Annotated in this window: 20 protein-coding genes; 1 reads left to right on the forward strand and 19 read right to left on the reverse strand. The window is 59.6% G+C overall.

Annotated features, from left to right (window positions below):
• Nucleotides 1-80 precede the first annotated feature (80 nt).
• The 17 genes from MHM86_RS06590 to ruvC form a co-directional block, all read right to left on the reverse strand.
• Nucleotides 81-683 carry a sulfurase gene (locus tag MHM86_RS06590; RefSeq protein WP_239197230.1) on the reverse strand — a complete coding sequence of 201 codons (603 nt, stop codon included), beginning with the start codon at nucleotides 681-683 and terminating at the stop codon, nucleotides 81-83.
• Between the two features lie 54 nt (nucleotides 684-737).
• The gene (locus tag MHM86_RS06595) at nucleotides 738-1421 is read right to left on the reverse strand and encodes a hypothetical protein (protein WP_239197232.1); all 684 of its coding nucleotides are present in this window, start codon (nucleotides 1419-1421) and stop codon (nucleotides 738-740) included.
• A gap of 169 nt (nucleotides 1422-1590) precedes the next feature.
• On the reverse strand, nucleotides 1591-3507 hold the full coding sequence (ftsH, locus tag MHM86_RS06600; RefSeq protein ID WP_239197234.1) for an ATP-dependent zinc metalloprotease FtsH: 1917 nt from the start codon (nucleotides 3505-3507) through the stop codon (nucleotides 1591-1593).
• A 79-nt stretch (nucleotides 3508-3586) separates the two neighbouring features.
• A complete protein-coding gene (tilS, locus tag MHM86_RS06605; protein ID WP_239197236.1) occupies nucleotides 3587-4837 on the reverse strand; it encodes a tRNA lysidine(34) synthetase TilS in 1251 nt (416 codons plus the stop codon).
• Nucleotides 4834-5649 (reverse strand): tol-pal system protein YbgF, encoded by an 816-nt coding sequence (gene ybgF, locus MHM86_RS06610; RefSeq protein WP_239197238.1) that lies wholly within the window; start codon nucleotides 5647-5649, stop codon nucleotides 4834-4836. Before ybgF ends, tilS begins: the two co-directional genes overlap by 4 nt.
• 60 nt (nucleotides 5650-5709) lie before the next feature.
• Nucleotides 5710-6210 carry a peptidoglycan-associated lipoprotein Pal gene (pal, locus tag MHM86_RS06615; protein ID WP_239197240.1) on the reverse strand — a complete coding sequence of 167 codons (501 nt, stop codon included), beginning with the start codon at nucleotides 6208-6210 and terminating at the stop codon, nucleotides 5710-5712.
• Nucleotides 6211-6414: 204 nt separating this feature from the next.
• A complete protein-coding gene (gene tolB, locus MHM86_RS06620; RefSeq protein WP_239197242.1) occupies nucleotides 6415-7737 on the reverse strand; it encodes a Tol-Pal system beta propeller repeat protein TolB in 1323 nt (440 codons plus the stop codon).
• A complete protein-coding gene (locus MHM86_RS06625) occupies nucleotides 7734-8804 on the reverse strand; it encodes an energy transducer TonB (protein WP_239197244.1) in 1071 nt (356 codons plus the stop codon). The genes tolB and MHM86_RS06625 overlap by 4 nt, the downstream gene beginning before the upstream one ends.
• A gap of 6 nt (nucleotides 8805-8810) precedes the next feature.
• Complete coding sequence (gene tolR, locus MHM86_RS06630; protein WP_239197246.1) at nucleotides 8811-9299, reverse strand: protein TolR; 489 nt, start codon at nucleotides 9297-9299, stop codon at nucleotides 8811-8813.
• Between the two features lie 3 nt (nucleotides 9300-9302).
• Entirely contained in the window at nucleotides 9303-9998 is a 696-nt protein-coding gene (gene tolQ / locus MHM86_RS06635) for a protein TolQ (RefSeq protein ID WP_239197248.1), read from the reverse strand.
• Between the two features lie 183 nt (nucleotides 9999-10181).
• The gene (gene ybgC, locus MHM86_RS06640) at nucleotides 10182-10568 is read right to left on the reverse strand and encodes a tol-pal system-associated acyl-CoA thioesterase (RefSeq protein WP_239197250.1); all 387 of its coding nucleotides are present in this window, start codon (nucleotides 10566-10568) and stop codon (nucleotides 10182-10184) included.
• Nucleotides 10569-10610: 42 nt separating this feature from the next.
• On the reverse strand, nucleotides 10611-11162 hold the full coding sequence (thpR, locus tag MHM86_RS06645; RefSeq protein WP_239197252.1) for an RNA 2',3'-cyclic phosphodiesterase: 552 nt from the start codon (nucleotides 11160-11162) through the stop codon (nucleotides 10611-10613).
• Nucleotides 11159-11842, reverse strand: a complete 684-nt coding sequence (locus MHM86_RS06650) for a hypothetical protein (RefSeq protein WP_239197254.1) — start codon at nucleotides 11840-11842, stop codon at nucleotides 11159-11161. Before MHM86_RS06650 ends, thpR begins: the two co-directional genes overlap by 4 nt.
• Nucleotides 11839-12180: a hypothetical protein gene (locus MHM86_RS06655; RefSeq protein WP_239197256.1), complete on the reverse strand. Its 342-nt coding sequence runs from the start codon at nucleotides 12178-12180 to the stop codon at nucleotides 11839-11841. The genes MHM86_RS06650 and MHM86_RS06655 overlap by 4 nt, the downstream gene beginning before the upstream one ends.
• The gene (gene ruvB, locus MHM86_RS06660) at nucleotides 12170-13204 is read right to left on the reverse strand and encodes a Holliday junction branch migration DNA helicase RuvB (protein ID WP_239197258.1); all 1035 of its coding nucleotides are present in this window, start codon (nucleotides 13202-13204) and stop codon (nucleotides 12170-12172) included. Before ruvB ends, MHM86_RS06655 begins: the two co-directional genes overlap by 11 nt.
• A 5-nt stretch (nucleotides 13205-13209) precedes the next feature.
• Nucleotides 13210-13905, reverse strand: a complete 696-nt coding sequence (gene ruvA, locus MHM86_RS06665; protein ID WP_239197260.1) for a Holliday junction branch migration protein RuvA — start codon at nucleotides 13903-13905, stop codon at nucleotides 13210-13212.
• Nucleotides 13902-14441, reverse strand: coding sequence for a crossover junction endodeoxyribonuclease RuvC (gene ruvC / locus MHM86_RS06670; protein ID WP_239197262.1), 540 nt, complete (start codon nucleotides 14439-14441; stop codon nucleotides 13902-13904). The genes ruvA and ruvC overlap by 4 nt, the downstream gene beginning before the upstream one ends.
• Before the next feature lie 317 nt (nucleotides 14442-14758).
• Here ruvC and MHM86_RS06675 point away from each other — a divergent pair, with 317 nt between their 5' ends.
• Nucleotides 14759-14986: a DUF1127 domain-containing protein gene (locus MHM86_RS06675; protein ID WP_239197264.1), complete on the forward strand. Its 228-nt coding sequence runs from the start codon at nucleotides 14759-14761 to the stop codon at nucleotides 14984-14986.
• 173 nt (nucleotides 14987-15159) lie between these two features.
• On the opposite strand, the gene MHM86_RS06680 is transcribed toward MHM86_RS06675, so the two are convergent.
• Both MHM86_RS06680 and MHM86_RS06685 read right to left on the reverse strand, forming a co-directional pair.
• The gene (locus tag MHM86_RS06680; RefSeq protein ID WP_239197266.1) at nucleotides 15160-15507 is read right to left on the reverse strand and encodes a hypothetical protein; all 348 of its coding nucleotides are present in this window, start codon (nucleotides 15505-15507) and stop codon (nucleotides 15160-15162) included.
• Between the two features lie 127 nt (nucleotides 15508-15634).
• Nucleotides 15635-16501, reverse strand: coding sequence for a 50S ribosomal protein L11 methyltransferase (locus MHM86_RS06685; RefSeq protein ID WP_239197268.1), 867 nt, complete (start codon nucleotides 16499-16501; stop codon nucleotides 15635-15637).
• Nucleotides 16502-16521: the final 20 nt, after the last annotated feature.

Genomic DNA, 16521 nt, shown 5'->3' on the forward strand with positions numbered 1-16521 from the left:
CGTCGCGCTAACATACGGGCCCTCCCGCAAGGTAAGCTAATGTAGCCTATAGGAAACACGACGCTTACCCTTGATCGAATCTATCGACGCGTACGCACCTCATCATAGTGCGCCCATTCCGGCTGATCAGGAATAGACAATTGCAGAGAGTCGCCAAGTGCTATCTCCCCCTCCCTTTCCACCCATGCAGTGACGCCCCGTTTGGCCCAAGCCGCCGCGCGCAGGCCTCGGGCAGGGGATTTTGTCGCCGCCTCGATCACCGGAATGGGCAAATTGCAGGGACGATTTTCCATATCCACCACCAATGAGGCACCTGATGGCGCCTGCAAGCGGCTGCTGGGCGGCAAGCGGCTGAAATCAGGGATGCCGCGCAACAGAACGGTGGTGCCGAGCCATGCGGGATCAATGTCACCAATGCCCAGTTCTATCGCGATCGCTTCCAGATCCTCGGCAGCCATCAGACAGATTTGGCGGGTGTTGCGAATCGTAGTGCCACGAGCGTGCATCCCTGCCACCCGCCCGCAGGAGGGGCGCGTCACACCCGCATGCGAATCTGCGGCGACACCGCCCCAATCCAATGTCAGCGCCTCGCGCGGGCTGGACGCCAAAGACTGAGCGCGGTCTTCTACAACCCCCAGCCATTCAATGGTGCCGTGAAAATCGGTTTGTTTTAGTGCCGGCATGCCTGTCCCGCTCTCCCGGTTGCTTGTTACGGGCGTCCGGTCTGGCCGGACAGGTCAGACAATATGGCGACGGGCGTAGAACACAACTGCCGAAAGTGTCGCAAAGGCAAAGCCAAACTCCAGGGTCTCTTCCAGCACCATAGAGGCCTGATGTGTCCAATCCGATATTTCGATACCATAGGGGACCAGATTGCGCTTCAAACCGTCCAGCTGGCTGCCGAAGAAACCCGAGACCAGCCCAAGAAAAGCAACCCGCGCCCAAGGTTCACCGGCGCGCAACGCGCGCAAGGCAGGTTTGCTGCCCGCCCAAATGAGGTGGATCGCGGTGAGCAGGATGACCAGCATCAGCGCTGCAGACACCCCTTTTTGCCACAGCGGAACCGGCGCCGAAAAGATCCCGATATGCAGCACACCAGGTTCAAACCACCAATTGTGAAAATCCAGTTCGCGCAGCGCCAGAAAGCCGGTGAACAGCGGCACAGAGATAAAGCGTTTGCCCCCCAGCACCGCAATATAGCCGCTCAGCAGCGTCGCCAGCGCCAAACTGATAAAGGCCGCCTCTTCAAAGGCGCCGATTTCTTTGGTGACGGTAACCTTCCAGCCTGCGGCATTGACGCTGGACATCAACAGCAGCAGCAGGACAACAAAATAGGTCTTAAGCGACCCGGGTTGTCTGGCGGTGTTTAACAATGCGGATAGCGCGCCTTCGGATGCGGCGGCTGAAGATCTCTCGGCCATTTGGGGATCCAGCGTGCGGTTTGATGAAATCTAGATAAAGTCTCGATCATCGACCGCAAGGAATGACACAAATTTGTTACAGTTTGGATACCGTACGGAACGTTGCGTCATGAAAAGCCCCGCCACGGTGACACCGGACGGGGCTTTGATCTTTCGGGGAGGCTGGTGTTTAGCTCAGCTCTGGCTCCATGCCACCGTCACCACTGGGCTTCGCCTTGGGTTTGGTTTTCGGGATGGCAGCCACGGAGGGGGCGTTGCCCGCGCCGGAATTGTCATCCTCATCCTCACTTGCATAAGGAGAATCGCCACGCATCACGCGCTTGATTTCTTCGCCGGTCAGGGTTTCGTATTCCAGCAGGCCCTGCGCCAGACGCTCGAACTCTTCTTCGTGTTCGACAACCAGTTTTTGCGCGTGCTCATAGGCCTCTTGGATAAAGCGCTTCACCTCATCCTCAATCATCTCTTTCGTATTCGCAGAGACGGAGAAGCCACCGGTGTTGCCAGAGTAGCCTTCGTGCGCTTCGGCATAATCGATGTTGCCCACCTTGTCCGACATACCCCAACGCAGCACCATCGCACGGGCCAGCTGGCTGGCCTGCTGGATGTCTCCGGCAGGACCGTTCGACACGTGATCAGCACCGTATTTATGGATCTCCGCCGCCTTGCCAGCCATGGTCATGGCCAGTTTCTGGTGACATTCATCCTTGTGCCAGTTCAGGCGGTCCATTTCAGGCAAGGACATCACCATACCCAGCGCACCACCGCGCGGGATGATCGTCGCCTTATAGACCGGATCACACTTCGGCAGTTTCAGACCAACCAGCGCATGCCCTGCCTCATGATAGGCAGTCATCTCTTTCTGTTCGGCGGTCATGACCATGCTGCGGCGTTCAGCGCCCATCATGATCTTGTCCTTGGCTTGCTCGAAATCTTCCATGGTGACCGCACGGCGACCCACGCGGGCAGCCATCAGCGCCGCCTCATTCACCAGGTTCATCAGATCCGCACCAGAGAAGCCGGGGGTGCCGCGGGCGATGATGCGCAGATCCACATCGGGACCCAGCGGTGTCTTGCGCGCATGCACGGCCAGAATCTTCTCACGGCCTTTGATGTCGGGGTTGCCGACGGTGATCTGACGGTCAAAACGCCCCGGACGCAGCAGGGCTGGGTCCAAAACATCCTTACGGTTGGTGGCCGCGATGATGATGACACCTTCGTTGGCTTCGAAACCGTCCATCTCAACCAGCAGCTGGTTCAGCGTCTGTTCGCGTTCGTCGTTACCGCCGCCATACCCGGCGCCACGATGGCGACCCACGGCGTCGATTTCATCGATGAACACGATGCAGGGCGCGTTTTTCTTCGCCTGCTCGAACATGTCACGCACACGAGATGCACCAACACCCACGAACATTTCAACAAAGTCGGAACCAGAGATGGTGAAGAACGGCACACCCGCCTCCCCCGCAATCGCACGGGCCAGCAGGGTCTTACCAGTACCCGGAGGCCCCTCAAGCAGGGCGCCTTTGGGGATCTTGCCGCCAAGGCGGGAGAATTTCTGCGGGTTCCGCAGGAATTCAACGATCTCTTCCAGCTCTTCCTTGGCCTCATCAATGCCGGCCACGTCGTCAAAGGTCACGCGACCGTTCTTTTCGGTCAGCAGCTTGGCCTTGGATTTACCAAAGCCCATAGCGCCGCCTTTGCCGCCACCCTGCATACGGTTCATGAAGTAGATCCACACACCAATCAGCAAAAGGAACGGCAAGAGGCTGAGGATGAAGGTCTGGAACCCAGACTGTTGCTGGCTTTCTGCAGTGACGGGAATGTTCTCCGCAATCAGCATTTTGGTGACTTCGGCGTCATCCGGCTTGATCGTCACATAGTCACGATTGTCGGTGCCGCGGAAGCGCACGGCCTCACCATCCAGCGTGACGGAACTGACTTTGTCTTCGTCAACCGCCTTAACAAATTCGGAATAGGGGATGGAGTTGCTTTGCAGGCTGCCGCCAGAGCCACTGAACATATTGAACAGGGCCAGAACCAGCAGAAACAGGACCACCCAGAAAGCGATGTTTTTCGCGTTGCCCAAGGAAAATCTCCCAATATTCGGTTGCCACCGCAGGTATCACAGGCGGCACCTTACTTAAATAGAGATCCTGCGCCTATCTTCAACGAGATACCACCCATTTGGCAAAATCGCGGCAGAAGGGCGCAAGTTCGCCGCTCCAGCCCTGTTTTGGATCCACCAATGGCGCTGAAATGAGCTGATCGTTTCGCCAGACCGCTGGATCCGCCATAACCGCCGCCGCAGGGCGCAGAGATTCGCGCCAGTTCTCGCAGCCCCGCAGACCCGCCTCCCCCATCGGCGCGATGTGCAGGTCAGGCGTCATGGGACCGGTCAGATGCCAGCGGGTGTCAAACGGCACTGTCGGCTCACCGCGCAGATCGGCAACTGCGGCATATTCACGGTGCAGGTAGACCGCGCCTTTGCGATGCGTCATGCGCACACCGGCTAATGTGGCCCCCTGCCCGCCGAGCGCGCTGTTACGGAATTGGGTCAGTTCCGCCCCCCGCGGCCCGTAGCCCTGTCCATTGATCCAACTCAGCGCGTGGCTCAGCAAACGACGTTGCAATTCTGCGGGCAAGGCGGCGAAGGGTTCAGCGTCAATCGCCAGATCGCCAGCGGCTTGGCTGACATACTCGCCGGCAAACTGCGCCACCGCCCAGTTGAGGGCCTGGCGCGCCTGTCCCAGCGCCTCAGCCGAGGTGGCCACCTGATCGACGCTGACCCCTTGCTCCGCCAGACCTTGCAACGCCCATCGCATTCGCACCCGCTCATATCGCGGGTTTTCATTACTGGGGTCATCGACCCATGCGACGCCCTGCCCGCGCAACGCGTCCCGCAGCGCCTCACGCCCGACCGTCAACAAAGGGCGGTGAAAAGTCACGCCATCAACCACTTTGGCAGACGCCATAGCAGACAGGCCATCCACCCCAGCCCCGCGCGCGAGCCGCATCAGTAGCGTTTCAGCCACATCATCACGGGTGTGGCCCAACAGCACCGTAGCGATATCACGCTTTGCCGCCCACCCGGACATAAGGTGGTAGCGGGCGCGGCGGGCGGCATCCATCAGGTTGCCACCCGCCGCGCCCGCCTGCGCCCATTCTAATGTGTCATGGGATAATTTCAGCGCTGAGGCATGACGCGCGACCTCTGCCGCCTCTGCCGCTGCCTCTGGCCGCAAACGGTGATCAACCGTGACCACATGCAGGGCACGGCCCGTACCCGCAGACCAGTCTGCCGCCAGATACATCAGAGCAAGGGAATCACTACCGCCCGAAACCGCCAGACCCAGCGGGCCGTCAGGCACATCCTGCAACGCCGCCGCCAGCTGGGCGGCAAGCGCATCCTTTGTCATGAACAGGCCAGACGGCTACGCTCCGCCTCTGCCGCTGTGACAGAGTCGCTGCCGGGGAAGCGCACGCCCACTTCGGCCAATGTCACGCAGGCTTCTGCAGTTTGACCCAGCTGACCCAGCGAATAGCCCAACTTATAGAGAGCCTCCGGCGCGCTATCACCATCAGGCGCGGCGCTGAATGCCTCAAGGTATGCGCGGGCCGAGGCGGTTTGATCGCCCCCCCCCGCCAAAGCATCGCCGCGCATCAGATGCGCCAAAGGTGCCAACGGGCTGCCGGGATAGGTGGTGAGGAACGTCTCCAGAAGCCCCAACGCCTCAGCATAGCTACCCGCATTGAGCGCCGCGTCAGCGCGTTCAAAATCCGCCTCTTCGCCAATCGCCAGCTCAGGCCCCTCAACAATACCGGCATCCGGCGCAGGCGCGGCCACATCGACGTCGCCGCCAAGAGTACTGCCCTCAGCCAGCGTGGCGATATCACAACCGGACTCCAACTCGCACAGACGAAATTCCAGATCCCCCACACGGTTGCCGCCATCCGTGGCGATGCGATTGATGCGGAACTCCAACTCTTCAGTCTTTGCGGTCAGGCGCTGCATCTGCGTCTCAATCGCATTGGCGCGCTGCAACAACGTGCCGCCCGACGCCGCAGTGGGGGCGCCGGTTGTGTTCAGCTCGCGCTTCAGCCGCTGCAAATCCACATAGAGAACTGACAGCTCCTGCCGGATATCTGCCAGCGTCTGGTCGCGATCCTGCGCCCAGGCATCCTGCGGGGCGGTGGCAACAAGTAAGGCGACAATAGCAATCCAGCGCATCTGTTCTCTCATCCTGTAGTGGCGATCCCGCCGGTTGTACCTGCCTGCAAGCAGCGGGGCTTAACTTGCCGACAATACCGTCACACCACGACGGTTTTGCGAATAGCAACTTTCGTCCGAACAAATCGAGATCGGCCGCTCTTTACCAAAGCTAACCACCTTCAGGCGGTTGGGCGCAATCCCCCGTTGGATCAGATACTGGCGCACTTCACTGGCCCGACGAGCCCCGAGGGCGAGGTTGTATTCGCGGGTGCCCTGTTCATCAGCGTGACCTTCGATCACTGCGCTGAAATCCATGTTCTGCAACAGCCAGTCCGCCTGCAGATCCAGCGTCGAAGCAGCGGTGGGCGAAATTGTCGATTCGTTCACCGCAAACAGGATGCGATCACCAACGGTCTGTTGGAAATACGCGGGCGAACTGGGGTCACCCTGCACGCCAGCCACCCCACCTGCCGACGGATCACCGCTGAGGTAGACGTCATCACCTGCGCCAGGGTTGGTACAGGCTGCCAGCGCCAGTGCACCGGTTAGCATCAATGCCCGTGTGAGCCCTTTATTCATCGCCAAATTCATCATCTTCCTGCCCTTACCTCTATCTGCGCCCTAGCAGAGCGTGTCTCTATCTGATCGGCGCACCAATCCACGTGTCGTTTCCGTCAAGCTTGCAGTCTGACCTGCCTCCGCCCGTTTCCAACAGTAGGGGGGCAAAGCGCAAATCAGGTCAAGCCCTGCCCCCACATCCCAAAGGCGCGGGCGGCCTGTCTGTTATTCCTGCAGCGGCGACCACGACGGATCCGATCCACCGCCCTGCGTGCGCACACGGCGCAGGTTGCGTCCGGTGATATCGACCGAAAACAAGCTGGCCTTACCGTTGGCACCCTGAGTTTCACGGGTGAACATGATCACCCGACCGTTCGGTGACCACGTCGGCCCCTCATCCAGGAAGGAGGAGGTCAGAACCCGCTCTTCAGACCCATCTATGCGCATGACGCTGATATGAAAGCGGCCTTTGTTCTGTTTGGTAAAGGCGATCAGATCCCCGCGCGGCGACCAGACGGGCGAACCATATTGCCCTTGACCAAAGCTGATCCGGCGCGGCTCGCCGCCGTTGGCATCCATAATATACAGCTGCTGGGTGCCGCTGCGGTCGCTTTCGAACACGATGCGGCGACCATCGGGACTGAAGCTGGGCGCGGTTTCAATCGACGGTGCCGAGGTCAGCCGCTGGGTACGCCCCGAATTGATGTCCATTTTGTAAAGGTCGGTATTGCCGCCCTGCGTCAGCGAATAAAGCACTGTCTGCCCATCAGGCGAAAAGCGCGGCGCGAAACTCATGGTACCGTTTTGCTGTTCCAGCACCCGCCGACGGACCGAGGCCACATCCAACACGTAGATCCGCGGAAACCCCGTTTCATATGAGGTATAAAGGATTCGGTCACCCGTGGGCGAAAAGCGCGGTGCCAGCACGATGGCGCGACTATCGGTCAGAAACTGCAGGTTGGCGCCGTCATAATCCATGATCGCCAAACGTTTCTTGCGGTCATTTTTGGGACCGGTTTCGCTGACATACACAACACGGCTGTCGAAATAGGCGCTTTCACCGGTGATCCGGCTATACACCGCATCCGACACCTTATGTGCCATGCGCCGCCAGCCATCCTGCGTGCCGGTAAACTGCAGCCCACTGCCCAATTCCGTGCCCGCAAACACGTCATAGAGACGGAATTTCACCGTCAGACCACCGCCCGGCTGCACAGAGACCGCGCCTGAAATCAGCGCTTCGGCATTGATTGCCTTCCAGTCGGCGAACTGCACAGGGCTGGAGAAACTGGTGATCGTACTGATAAAGGCGCTGTCTGGGATTTCCTCAAACAGGCCGGTGCCGCTGAGATCATCGGCCACAACCTGCGCGATGTCCTTGGCCAGTTGGCTGGCGTTACTGCTTTCCGCGACGAAATCAGGGGCGGCAAAGGGCAGTGCTTCGATCACGCCATTGGTAATCTCGATCCGAAGCGGGGCCGCCTCTGTTATAGCGGGCAGGCCAAGCATCATGGTCGCCGCGAGGCAGGTCAGGAAACGTCTGATCATTTGATCCTCATTTTCTCCGGATTGAAGGTCATTTCAATTTCACGCCATTGTTCAAATTTTTCCACCGGCAACGGAAAACCGCGGGCACCACAGCGGATAATTGCCCGTCGTGCCGCCTGAAAGGCCTGATTAACAGACCCGCCGGTGCCGCCGGAACTGGACAGCATACGGATGCTGCCTGCGTTGGGCTTACCATCCTCGGACAGCGCAACCGAGACCACCACCGTCGTGCGCAGCGCGGCCGACGAAAGCGATCCGGTGTTCCAGCATTTTTCCACTGACACCCGCAGAGCATCCTTTTCACCCGCACTCAGCGGCGGACCCGATGGGCGCGCAGGCTCCGACGGCGTGTCTGCTTGTTCACTGGCCAATCCGGCCAGCACATCGTCAACCGCAGACTGGGTATGTTCCTGCGCTGGTTGCTGCGCTACCTCTTGCGGTGGCTCGGGGCGGTTCGGCCGCAGGCGCGGGCGCAGGGAACGGGACAGCCCCTGCTCTTCTGCCTCTTCAGCCTCTGTCACAATCTCTGTCGCGGCGGCCTCTTCGACGGTGCGCTCTTGGTCGGGCAGCTGTTCCTCGCCCGCCTGATCAGAGGTTTCCACCTCCTGCGCCACATCAGCCACCTGATCCTCTGGATCAGGCTGCTCTACCGGTGTCGGTGCCACACGATCCGCCGCCTCGGGGCGCAGCGGTTCTAGGGTCACCGGGCCCTCAGTTTCAGGGGCCTCTGGTTCCGGCGCGATCACCGTTACATCGTCCGCAGGCGACGGCGGCGCAGGCGGGTCAGGTTCCACCGGTTGGGGCGGTTCTGGGCGCGGGGGCGGACGCACAGGCGCAGGGTCCTCGGGCGGATCCTGGGGCACATCTGGGACCTCTGGCGCGACCACATCTGTGGACGGCACCTCTGGCGGGGTGGTGTTGAACAGACTGTCAAATTCCGCCTCAGAAATAGCCACCACTTCGGTCACCTCAAACGGTTCCGACGTGGGCTGGAACGCCCCGCCGAACAGCACCCAGCCGATGAGGCCGACATGTGCAACGCCTGAAATGGTGTAGCCGATCTGCATCTGCGATCAGTTCCCTGTGGTCTCTGTCTCTGCGTCAAGTGCGGGGCCGCCTGTGTCTGTCACCAGACCAATATTGCTAAAGCCCGCGCGGTTAAGCGCGCCCATGACCTGCACCACATCCTCATAGGACACGGATCCGTCCGCGCGCAGGAACACACGATCGCCTTCACGCTCCGCCGCGATGGCACGCAAGCGGCCCACCAGATCGACGCGCGCCACTTCGGTTTTCTGGATCATCACCGTGCCTTCGGCAGTGATGGTGATTGCCAGCGGTTCTTCCTGCTCGCCGGGCAAAGCACCAGCGGCGGTTTTCGGCAACTCCACCGGCACACCCACCGTCATCAAGGGCGCCGAGACCATAAAGATGATCAAGAGCACAAGCATCACATCCACAAACGGCGTAACGTTAATCTCTGCCATCGGCTGGGCACCACCGCGCCGCGCGCGTCTGCGGCGCCCGCCGCCTGCCCCCTTTTTCATCACACCCGCGCCCATGGATCACAGATCCAACTGACGGCTGAGGATAGTGGAAAACTCGTCCGCAAAGGCCTCATAGCCCGCAATGATGCGATCCGCATCGGCAGAGAGCTTGTTGTAAAACACCACGGCCGGAATCGCCGCCAACAGGCCGAGGCCAGTCGCCAAAAGCGCCTCTGCGATGCCCGGTGCAACAACAGCGAGGTTCGTCGACTGCTGCTCTGCAATGTCGATGAAGGCCACCATGATGCCCCAGACGGTGCCGAACAGTCCGACAAAGGGCGCTGTGGAACCGACGGTCGCCAGAACCGGCAGGCCGTTTTGCAGCCCCTCGGCCTCTTTGGCGATGGCCACATCCATGGACCGGTCAATCCGTGCCTGCGCACCGGCAATCAATCCCCCATCATCACGATGCGACCGACGCCATTCGATCATGCCTGCGGCAAAGACTTTTTCCGAATGCCCCTTGGGGTCCGGCCCGATCTGATCAAAGAGACCGTCCAGTGGCTCCCCCGACCAGAAGGCGCGATCAAACCGCGCCGCCTCGCGCCGGGCCGCACGGTAGGAGATGGTTTTCTGAATAATAATCGACCAAGACCAGAACGACGCCACAATCAGCAGCAACATCACCAGTTTCACGGTCAGTGTGGCGCGTGCAAATAGTGCCCACATGGAGAAATCAATCTCCTGCGCCAAGGCAAGGGTTTCTGTTTCCATAAGCCTGCTCTGCTCTCTTGGGCCGTTTGTCGACCTTTGTTTACGCGCAAAGCTAGCTGAAAATCAGGGGGAAAGCCATCAAAATGGCGTCAACACGCGCCTTTCCGCCTAAAATTGATCAGGTTTAGGCGCAGCCCCACCCCCGTTGCCGCAACAGCGCTGTAACAGCGGCCGATCCTGAGCCTAGTTCACCATCTGGCGAATGTTTGCGGGCATGCGGGCGGGCTGACCGTCTTCATTCATCATGATCACGGTGACCACGGCGTGAAATAGGGCTTTGCCCTGGCATGTTACCCATTGATCCATCACCAGACGTGCACCTGTTACCTGCGCCACCTCTGTGGTGACGATCAGCTCATCATCCAGCTTGGCGGGCGCCAAATAATCCGCCTCCACCCGACGGACAGCAAAGACGAAGCCCTCGGCCTTCATCGCGTTCTGATCGATTCCGATCTCACGCACCCATTCACTGCGGCCGCGCTCAATGAATTTCAGATAGTTGGCATAATAGACGATGCCCGCCATGTCGGTGTCTTCGTAGTAAACGCGCACGGGGAGTTCGTAGATCATCTGCTTGCCTTCTATAATCCGGTAACCGCACCGTAGCAGACGTTAAAGAGGCTGCAAGTCATAGCTGGCCAGCGGCTCATAAATAGGGCCATCAGCGGTGAGGGTCGATTGGTAGAGGGAAAAGGTCACCCCCTCCTCAAGCGCCATCGTGACCGCGCCCTGTGACAGCACAAACGCCGCCAGTCGCGCCTGCGCATCAGGCGGCAGACCACGCTGGAAGCGCACCAGCGTCACATGAGGTTTAAACCGACGACGCGGCAGGTCGATCCCTGCCCCGCGCGCCACCTGCACAACCTTTTCCTGCAGATGCAGCAGTTCCGGAACCCGTTCGGCAAGCATGACCAGCGCGTTCGGGGATTTGCCACCCCATACTTCCAGCCCTTGCAATTGCAGGCGCGCCTGCGGCAGACGCAGATCGCTGAGGCCCTCATGCAGCGGCTCCAGCACATCGTCCGGCTGCGCATCAAGGAAGCACAGGGTCAGGTGCAGGTTCTCCTCCTCCACCTCACGGCCAATGCCCAGCCCCTCTGCCACCCCCAACAGCCCATCGCGCAAGGGCTCCGGCAGATCAAGAGCGATGAACAGCCGCCTCATTCGCCGCGCTGGATCTGGTCACTGTCATCCTCGATCACCAGATCGCCCTGCACCTGCAGACGCGCATAAAGGCGCAGCGCGTGGGACGGATCGCGGTCTGATCCCGGCATCAACGGTGCATAGGCCGCGCGGATCACACCGGCCACATCGGGCCGCAGGATCACAGCCTCACCCGCAAGCGCCAGCGGCGAGGTTTCAGCAAAGGCCGCATTTGACCAAAGCAGCATCACCTGAACCACCTGCGTCAGCGCCAGCGTTTCAGCGGGCATCTGGGCCATTGACACATCCATCTGCACGAAGACAAAAGCCGCCTGAATGGCCCCCAGATCATCAAATCTGAAACCGCGATACTGGTTGGCATCCTGCTCTTTCAGTTTGCCCACCAGCGTGGCCAGATCCGGCACCAACTGATCAAGGTTCGGCACCTCTAACAACTCATCCCAGTCCTTGAAGAAGAAGAACATCAGATTGGCGCCCAACTCGGGGTCTGTTTCGGCCATCTTGTGACCGGCGAGGGCCACCACAGCCTCCAACGCGCCTTTGACGACCTCCAGCGTCTCCTCCTCAACACCGAAAACCACAGGTACGATGGGACGTCCCCAACGGGCAAAAACATAATCGCCGCCGTCGCGGGTGAACAGCGCCTGAACAGCTTCGGGAGAGAGGGCTTCGGGTGTCATTCTGGATCCTTCAGATACTTGCCCCATTTTCGCGCAAAGACATGGGCAAGGTCCACCCCCTGCCAGTCTGCAAACAACAAGACAAAGCCAAAAAGATCGGCCATCTCGTCCTCTAAGTCACGACGCAACACATCGGGATCACAATCGCTGCCACGCGAACGACCAGAGAGTTTCAGATAGGCCGATGATACCTCGCCCAATTCTTCCATCATCTTGCCGAGGTAGAAACTACCATCCCGCGTTACATCAAAATTGTCACCGTAGATCTGGCCAATCCGCACGGCGATGTCCTGTAACCCGGCCAAATCACGCGGGGTGTCGGTGCGATCACTTGCCAAAGAGGGTGCCCTGTTCTTTTTCACTGCGCTGTGGCGCCTCCAGCCCCATGTGCCGCCATGCTTTCGCCGCCAGCATTCGACCGCGCGGGGTGCGTTGGATCAGGCCCTGCTGCAACAGGAAAGGTTCAATCACCTCCTCCAGTGCGTCCCGGCTCTCACTCAGCGCAGCCGCAATGGTTTCGATTCCAACGGGACCGCCACCGTAGTTTTCAGCAATCAGGCTCAAATAACGACGGTCTGCGCCATCAAGGCCCAGATCATCCACCCCCAACCGCGTCAGCGCATGATCGGCCAGTGCCTGCGTGACCTTGCCATCGCCTTCGACCACGGCAAAATCCACCACACGCCGCAAGAGGCGGCCCGCAATACGGGGCGTACCGCGGGACCGTTTGGCGATCTCCCGCGCACCATCGGGTGTTGCGGGCGCCCCCAACAATTTGGCGTTGCGCGTCACAATCTCGTTCAGCTCATCCACGGTGTAGAACTGTAGCCGTGTCGGGATGCCGAACCGGTCGCGCAATGGCGTCGTCAACAGACCCAGTCGGGTGGTTGCCCCGACCAGCGTAAACGGCTGCAACTCAATCCGCACGGTGCGCGCAGCCGGACCTTCACCGATCACCAGATCCAGTTCGTAATCCTCCATCGCGGGATAGAGCACTTCTTCGACGGCGGGATTCAGACGATGGATTTCATCGATGAACAACACATCTCGCGCCTCAAGGTTCGTCAGGATCGCCGCAAGATCACCCGCCTTGGCCAAAACGGGCCCTGAGGTCATGCGAAAATTCACCCCCAGCTCCCGCGCCATGATCTGTGCCAGCGTGGTTTTACCCAGACCGGGGGGGCCGTGAAACAGGGTGTGATCCATCGCCTCGCCCCGTTGGCGGGCCGATTGGATAAAGACACGTAGGTTCGCGCGCGCCTCTGCCTGACCGATGAAATCGCCCAGTTCCTGCGGACGCAGGGCGCGGTCGTTGTCTTCGGGCAGCGGGTCTGGCCGCAGGTTCGGATCGGCGTCAATCATCTAGCTTATCCCTTCGGCGCCAAGAGGATCAGCGCAGCGCGGATCAGTTCCGATGTGCCTGCCTCTGGCGCATCCTGCGCAGCTTGGGCGACAGCGCTTGCCGCCTCCGCCGGTGCGTAGCCGAGGTTTGAAAGGGCCGACAGCGCATCAGACTGCGCCGCCGCCGATTGTTGCACCGCGGTGGGTTCCGCCTGCTTGCGGGGTTTGCGTGCAGGCTTTGGCGCATCCTCGATCACCTCAGCAGGTTCGGCGGCCTCGGTTCCCATAGCAGCGGACAGCGTGCCGCCCATCGCCATGACACCGGGGGCCTTATCCTTCAACTCATGCACCACACGCTGCGCGGTCTTTGGCCCGACACCCTTGGCCGCTTTGATCGCCGCAATATCTCCCAGCGTGATGGCGCGGCTAACGCCCTCTGCGCCCAGTGCAGACAGAATCGCCAGCGACGCCTTCGCACCGATCCCCTGAACGGAGGTCAGCAGACGATGCCATTCCTTTTCCAAAAGCGTCGGAAAGCCGAAGAGCTGCATCAGATCCTCGCGCACCAGCATATCGGTATAAAGCGCCACCGCCTCCCCCGCGCGCGGCAGGGTCGCCATGGTGCGATCTGAGCAGTAGACGATATAGCCCACGCCGCGCACATCGATCAGCACGTGATCCTCACCACGATAGTCCAGAATACCCGAGAGTTTACCAATCATCTGCGCACCTCTTTAATCCGCAAGCCACCTATACCATCCGCAGCCCCCAACGTGGCATTCAAACCCGGACCGCGCGAATAATGCGCGTGACAGATGGCAATGGCCAGCGCATCTGCCGCATCCGGCCCCTCAATCACCACACCGGGCAGCTGCATTTTTACCATATGGTCGACCTGTTGTTTCGCCGCGTGGCCAACACCAACCACAGTCTTCTTAACCTTGTTCGGGGCATATTCACCAACCGGCAGACCAAACTGCGCCGGAACAAGCAAGGCAACGCCCCGCGCCTGACCCAGTTTCAGGGTGCCGACAGCATCTTTGTTCACGAAAGTCTGCTCAATCGCGGCGGTGTCAGGCTGAAAACGGTTGAACACATCGGTCAGCTGTTCATGCAAAGACAATAACCGTTGTGCCAGATCCGCACCCGAATCAGATTGGCACACCCCGTTGGCAACATGGCTCAGACGGCTTCCATCCGCCTCAATTACACCCCAGCCAAGGTTACGCAGCCCAGGATCGATCCCCAAAACGCGCATCACTGCCCCTTTTTATCCATTTTTTTTTAATCAGTAGCACAAAGGGGGAACAAACACCAAGCCCAAAGCGAAAAGCTCAAAAACGACGCGCGTGGCTTATTCGCGTCAAAAGCGTCTGAATTTCGCCACTGAAATCGCTGAAAACGACGCCGGACGATGTCGCTTTTGCCCCTTTGTTACAGGCAGATAACAGCCCTGCGACGGCCATGCACAAACCGCATAGAAGATATGCAATTCAGCCCAGTTGTGCGGATAAAAAAGGCGCTCTAGATGCCGTCAAAGTAGAAGTAACGAAACACGAAACAGAGGTTCCTGATATGGCTGTCTATGAGAACACCCGCACCCAGTATCAGGCTGGCGCAATGGCCAGCCTTATCGCCCGTACCGCATTTGTTGCGGTAAACGGTCTGACCCACATGCGCGAAACCTTCAGCACTTGGAACGAGGCACGCATCACTCGCAAGGCCCTGTCCCATCTGAGCGACCGCGAGCTGGACGATATCGGCATGGTTCGCGCTGACATCGACAAGGTGAGCAAGCGCTGATCGCAGCCTTGCGACCACGGTGTTAACGACCAAGAGTTGACCCCGCGACTTCGCTCCCCGAAGTCATAAAGCCCTGACTGAGATCGCTCAGTCAGGGCTTTTCTATGTCAGGACGGATTTTCTATCTGAGGACGGAAATAAAAGGTCGGGCACAACGCAGCCTTAACTCAGCCTCAACGCAAGTAAGGACGCACCTTCAGCGCTAGGCTCTCTGAGATTGGATCAGGCTGCATCAGAAACGCACCCGCGCGTTCCACCACGCCACCAGCATAGAGGTCATCCACCCGTTCCTGATAAGTGGCAAAGCCGATTCCGGCCAAGAGCAGCGTCTTGAATCCGATGAATCCCAGCAGCAGAAACAGCAAACCGCGCCACGGCAGGACGGACCGTTTCCGCTGCGGGCGCACCACGATCAATCCATCGCGGTTGACGGTCGTGACAAAACCGTTCTCTTTCAGACGCGCATTTTTTTCATCGATGCGACGTAATCTGTTATCAAACTCGTTAAAGGCATCAGACATAACAACCTCCGAAGGTCGAGCCCCACTCAATACTATAAGAGCTTTTGATACCTGCGAAATAAGGCAAAATTGGGGCAAGCGCCCCAATTTCATGTCAAAAAGGGGCTAAAACCCCTTATTTTACTGATTATTTCTGCAAAGTCAGCGTTGTCCACTCGCCGATCTCTTCGCGGTGGGTCAGGCTGATACCATTGTCGGCGTAAACGGCGATCACCTCATCGGCCTGTTCATTCAAAATACCCGACAGGATCGCGTAACCACCCGATTGAAGGTTCTTTGCCATATCAGGGGCCAAATCAATCAGCGGCCCTTTCAGGATGTTGGCAAAGACCAGATCAAACGGGGCCGCGGCCTGAAGTTCCGGCGCGTCAAAACCTGCGGCGACCACACAGGTCACGCGGCCATCCAGATCGTTGACTTTGACGTTGGCCGCCGCCACTTCGACCGCGACGGGGTCAATATCACCAGCCAGTGCAGGGTTCGGCCAGATGCGCGCTGCCGCCATGGCCAGAACGGCGGTTCCACAGCCGATGTCGGCGACATTCGCGCCTTTCACACCTGCCTTGTCCAGACGGTCCAGTGCCAGAAGGCAGCCCTGCGTGGTGCCATGATGGCCTGTGCCAAAGGCCATCGCAGCCTCGATCAACAAAGGTTCACAGCCTTCCGGCACCTGATCTGCATCATGACTGCCATAGACAAAGAACTGCCCTGCCTCTACCGGTGCCAGTTCACGCTTTACCTTGGCGACCCAGTCAGTTTCAGGCAGTTCAGAAATCGCGAAAGGCTTGGCATCGAAGGCTGCGGCCAGAACCGCCAGACCGGCCTGATCCGGGGCCTCGATAAAATAGGCACCCACTTCCCACAGCCCAGAACCATCCTCAATCTCGAACACGCCGACGCCAGTGGGTTCGGGGGTCAGACGCTCCATCGCTTCGCCCAGCGCCTCAGCAGGTGCTTTTCCAGGCAGGGTGGTCAGGGCGGTAAAGGTGGGCATGGCGGCCTCCGGGGCTGAAA

The organism is Thalassobius sp. Cn5-15, from assembly GCF_022347685.1.
Taxonomy (GTDB): domain Bacteria; phylum Pseudomonadota; class Alphaproteobacteria; order Rhodobacterales; family Rhodobacteraceae; genus Thalassobius.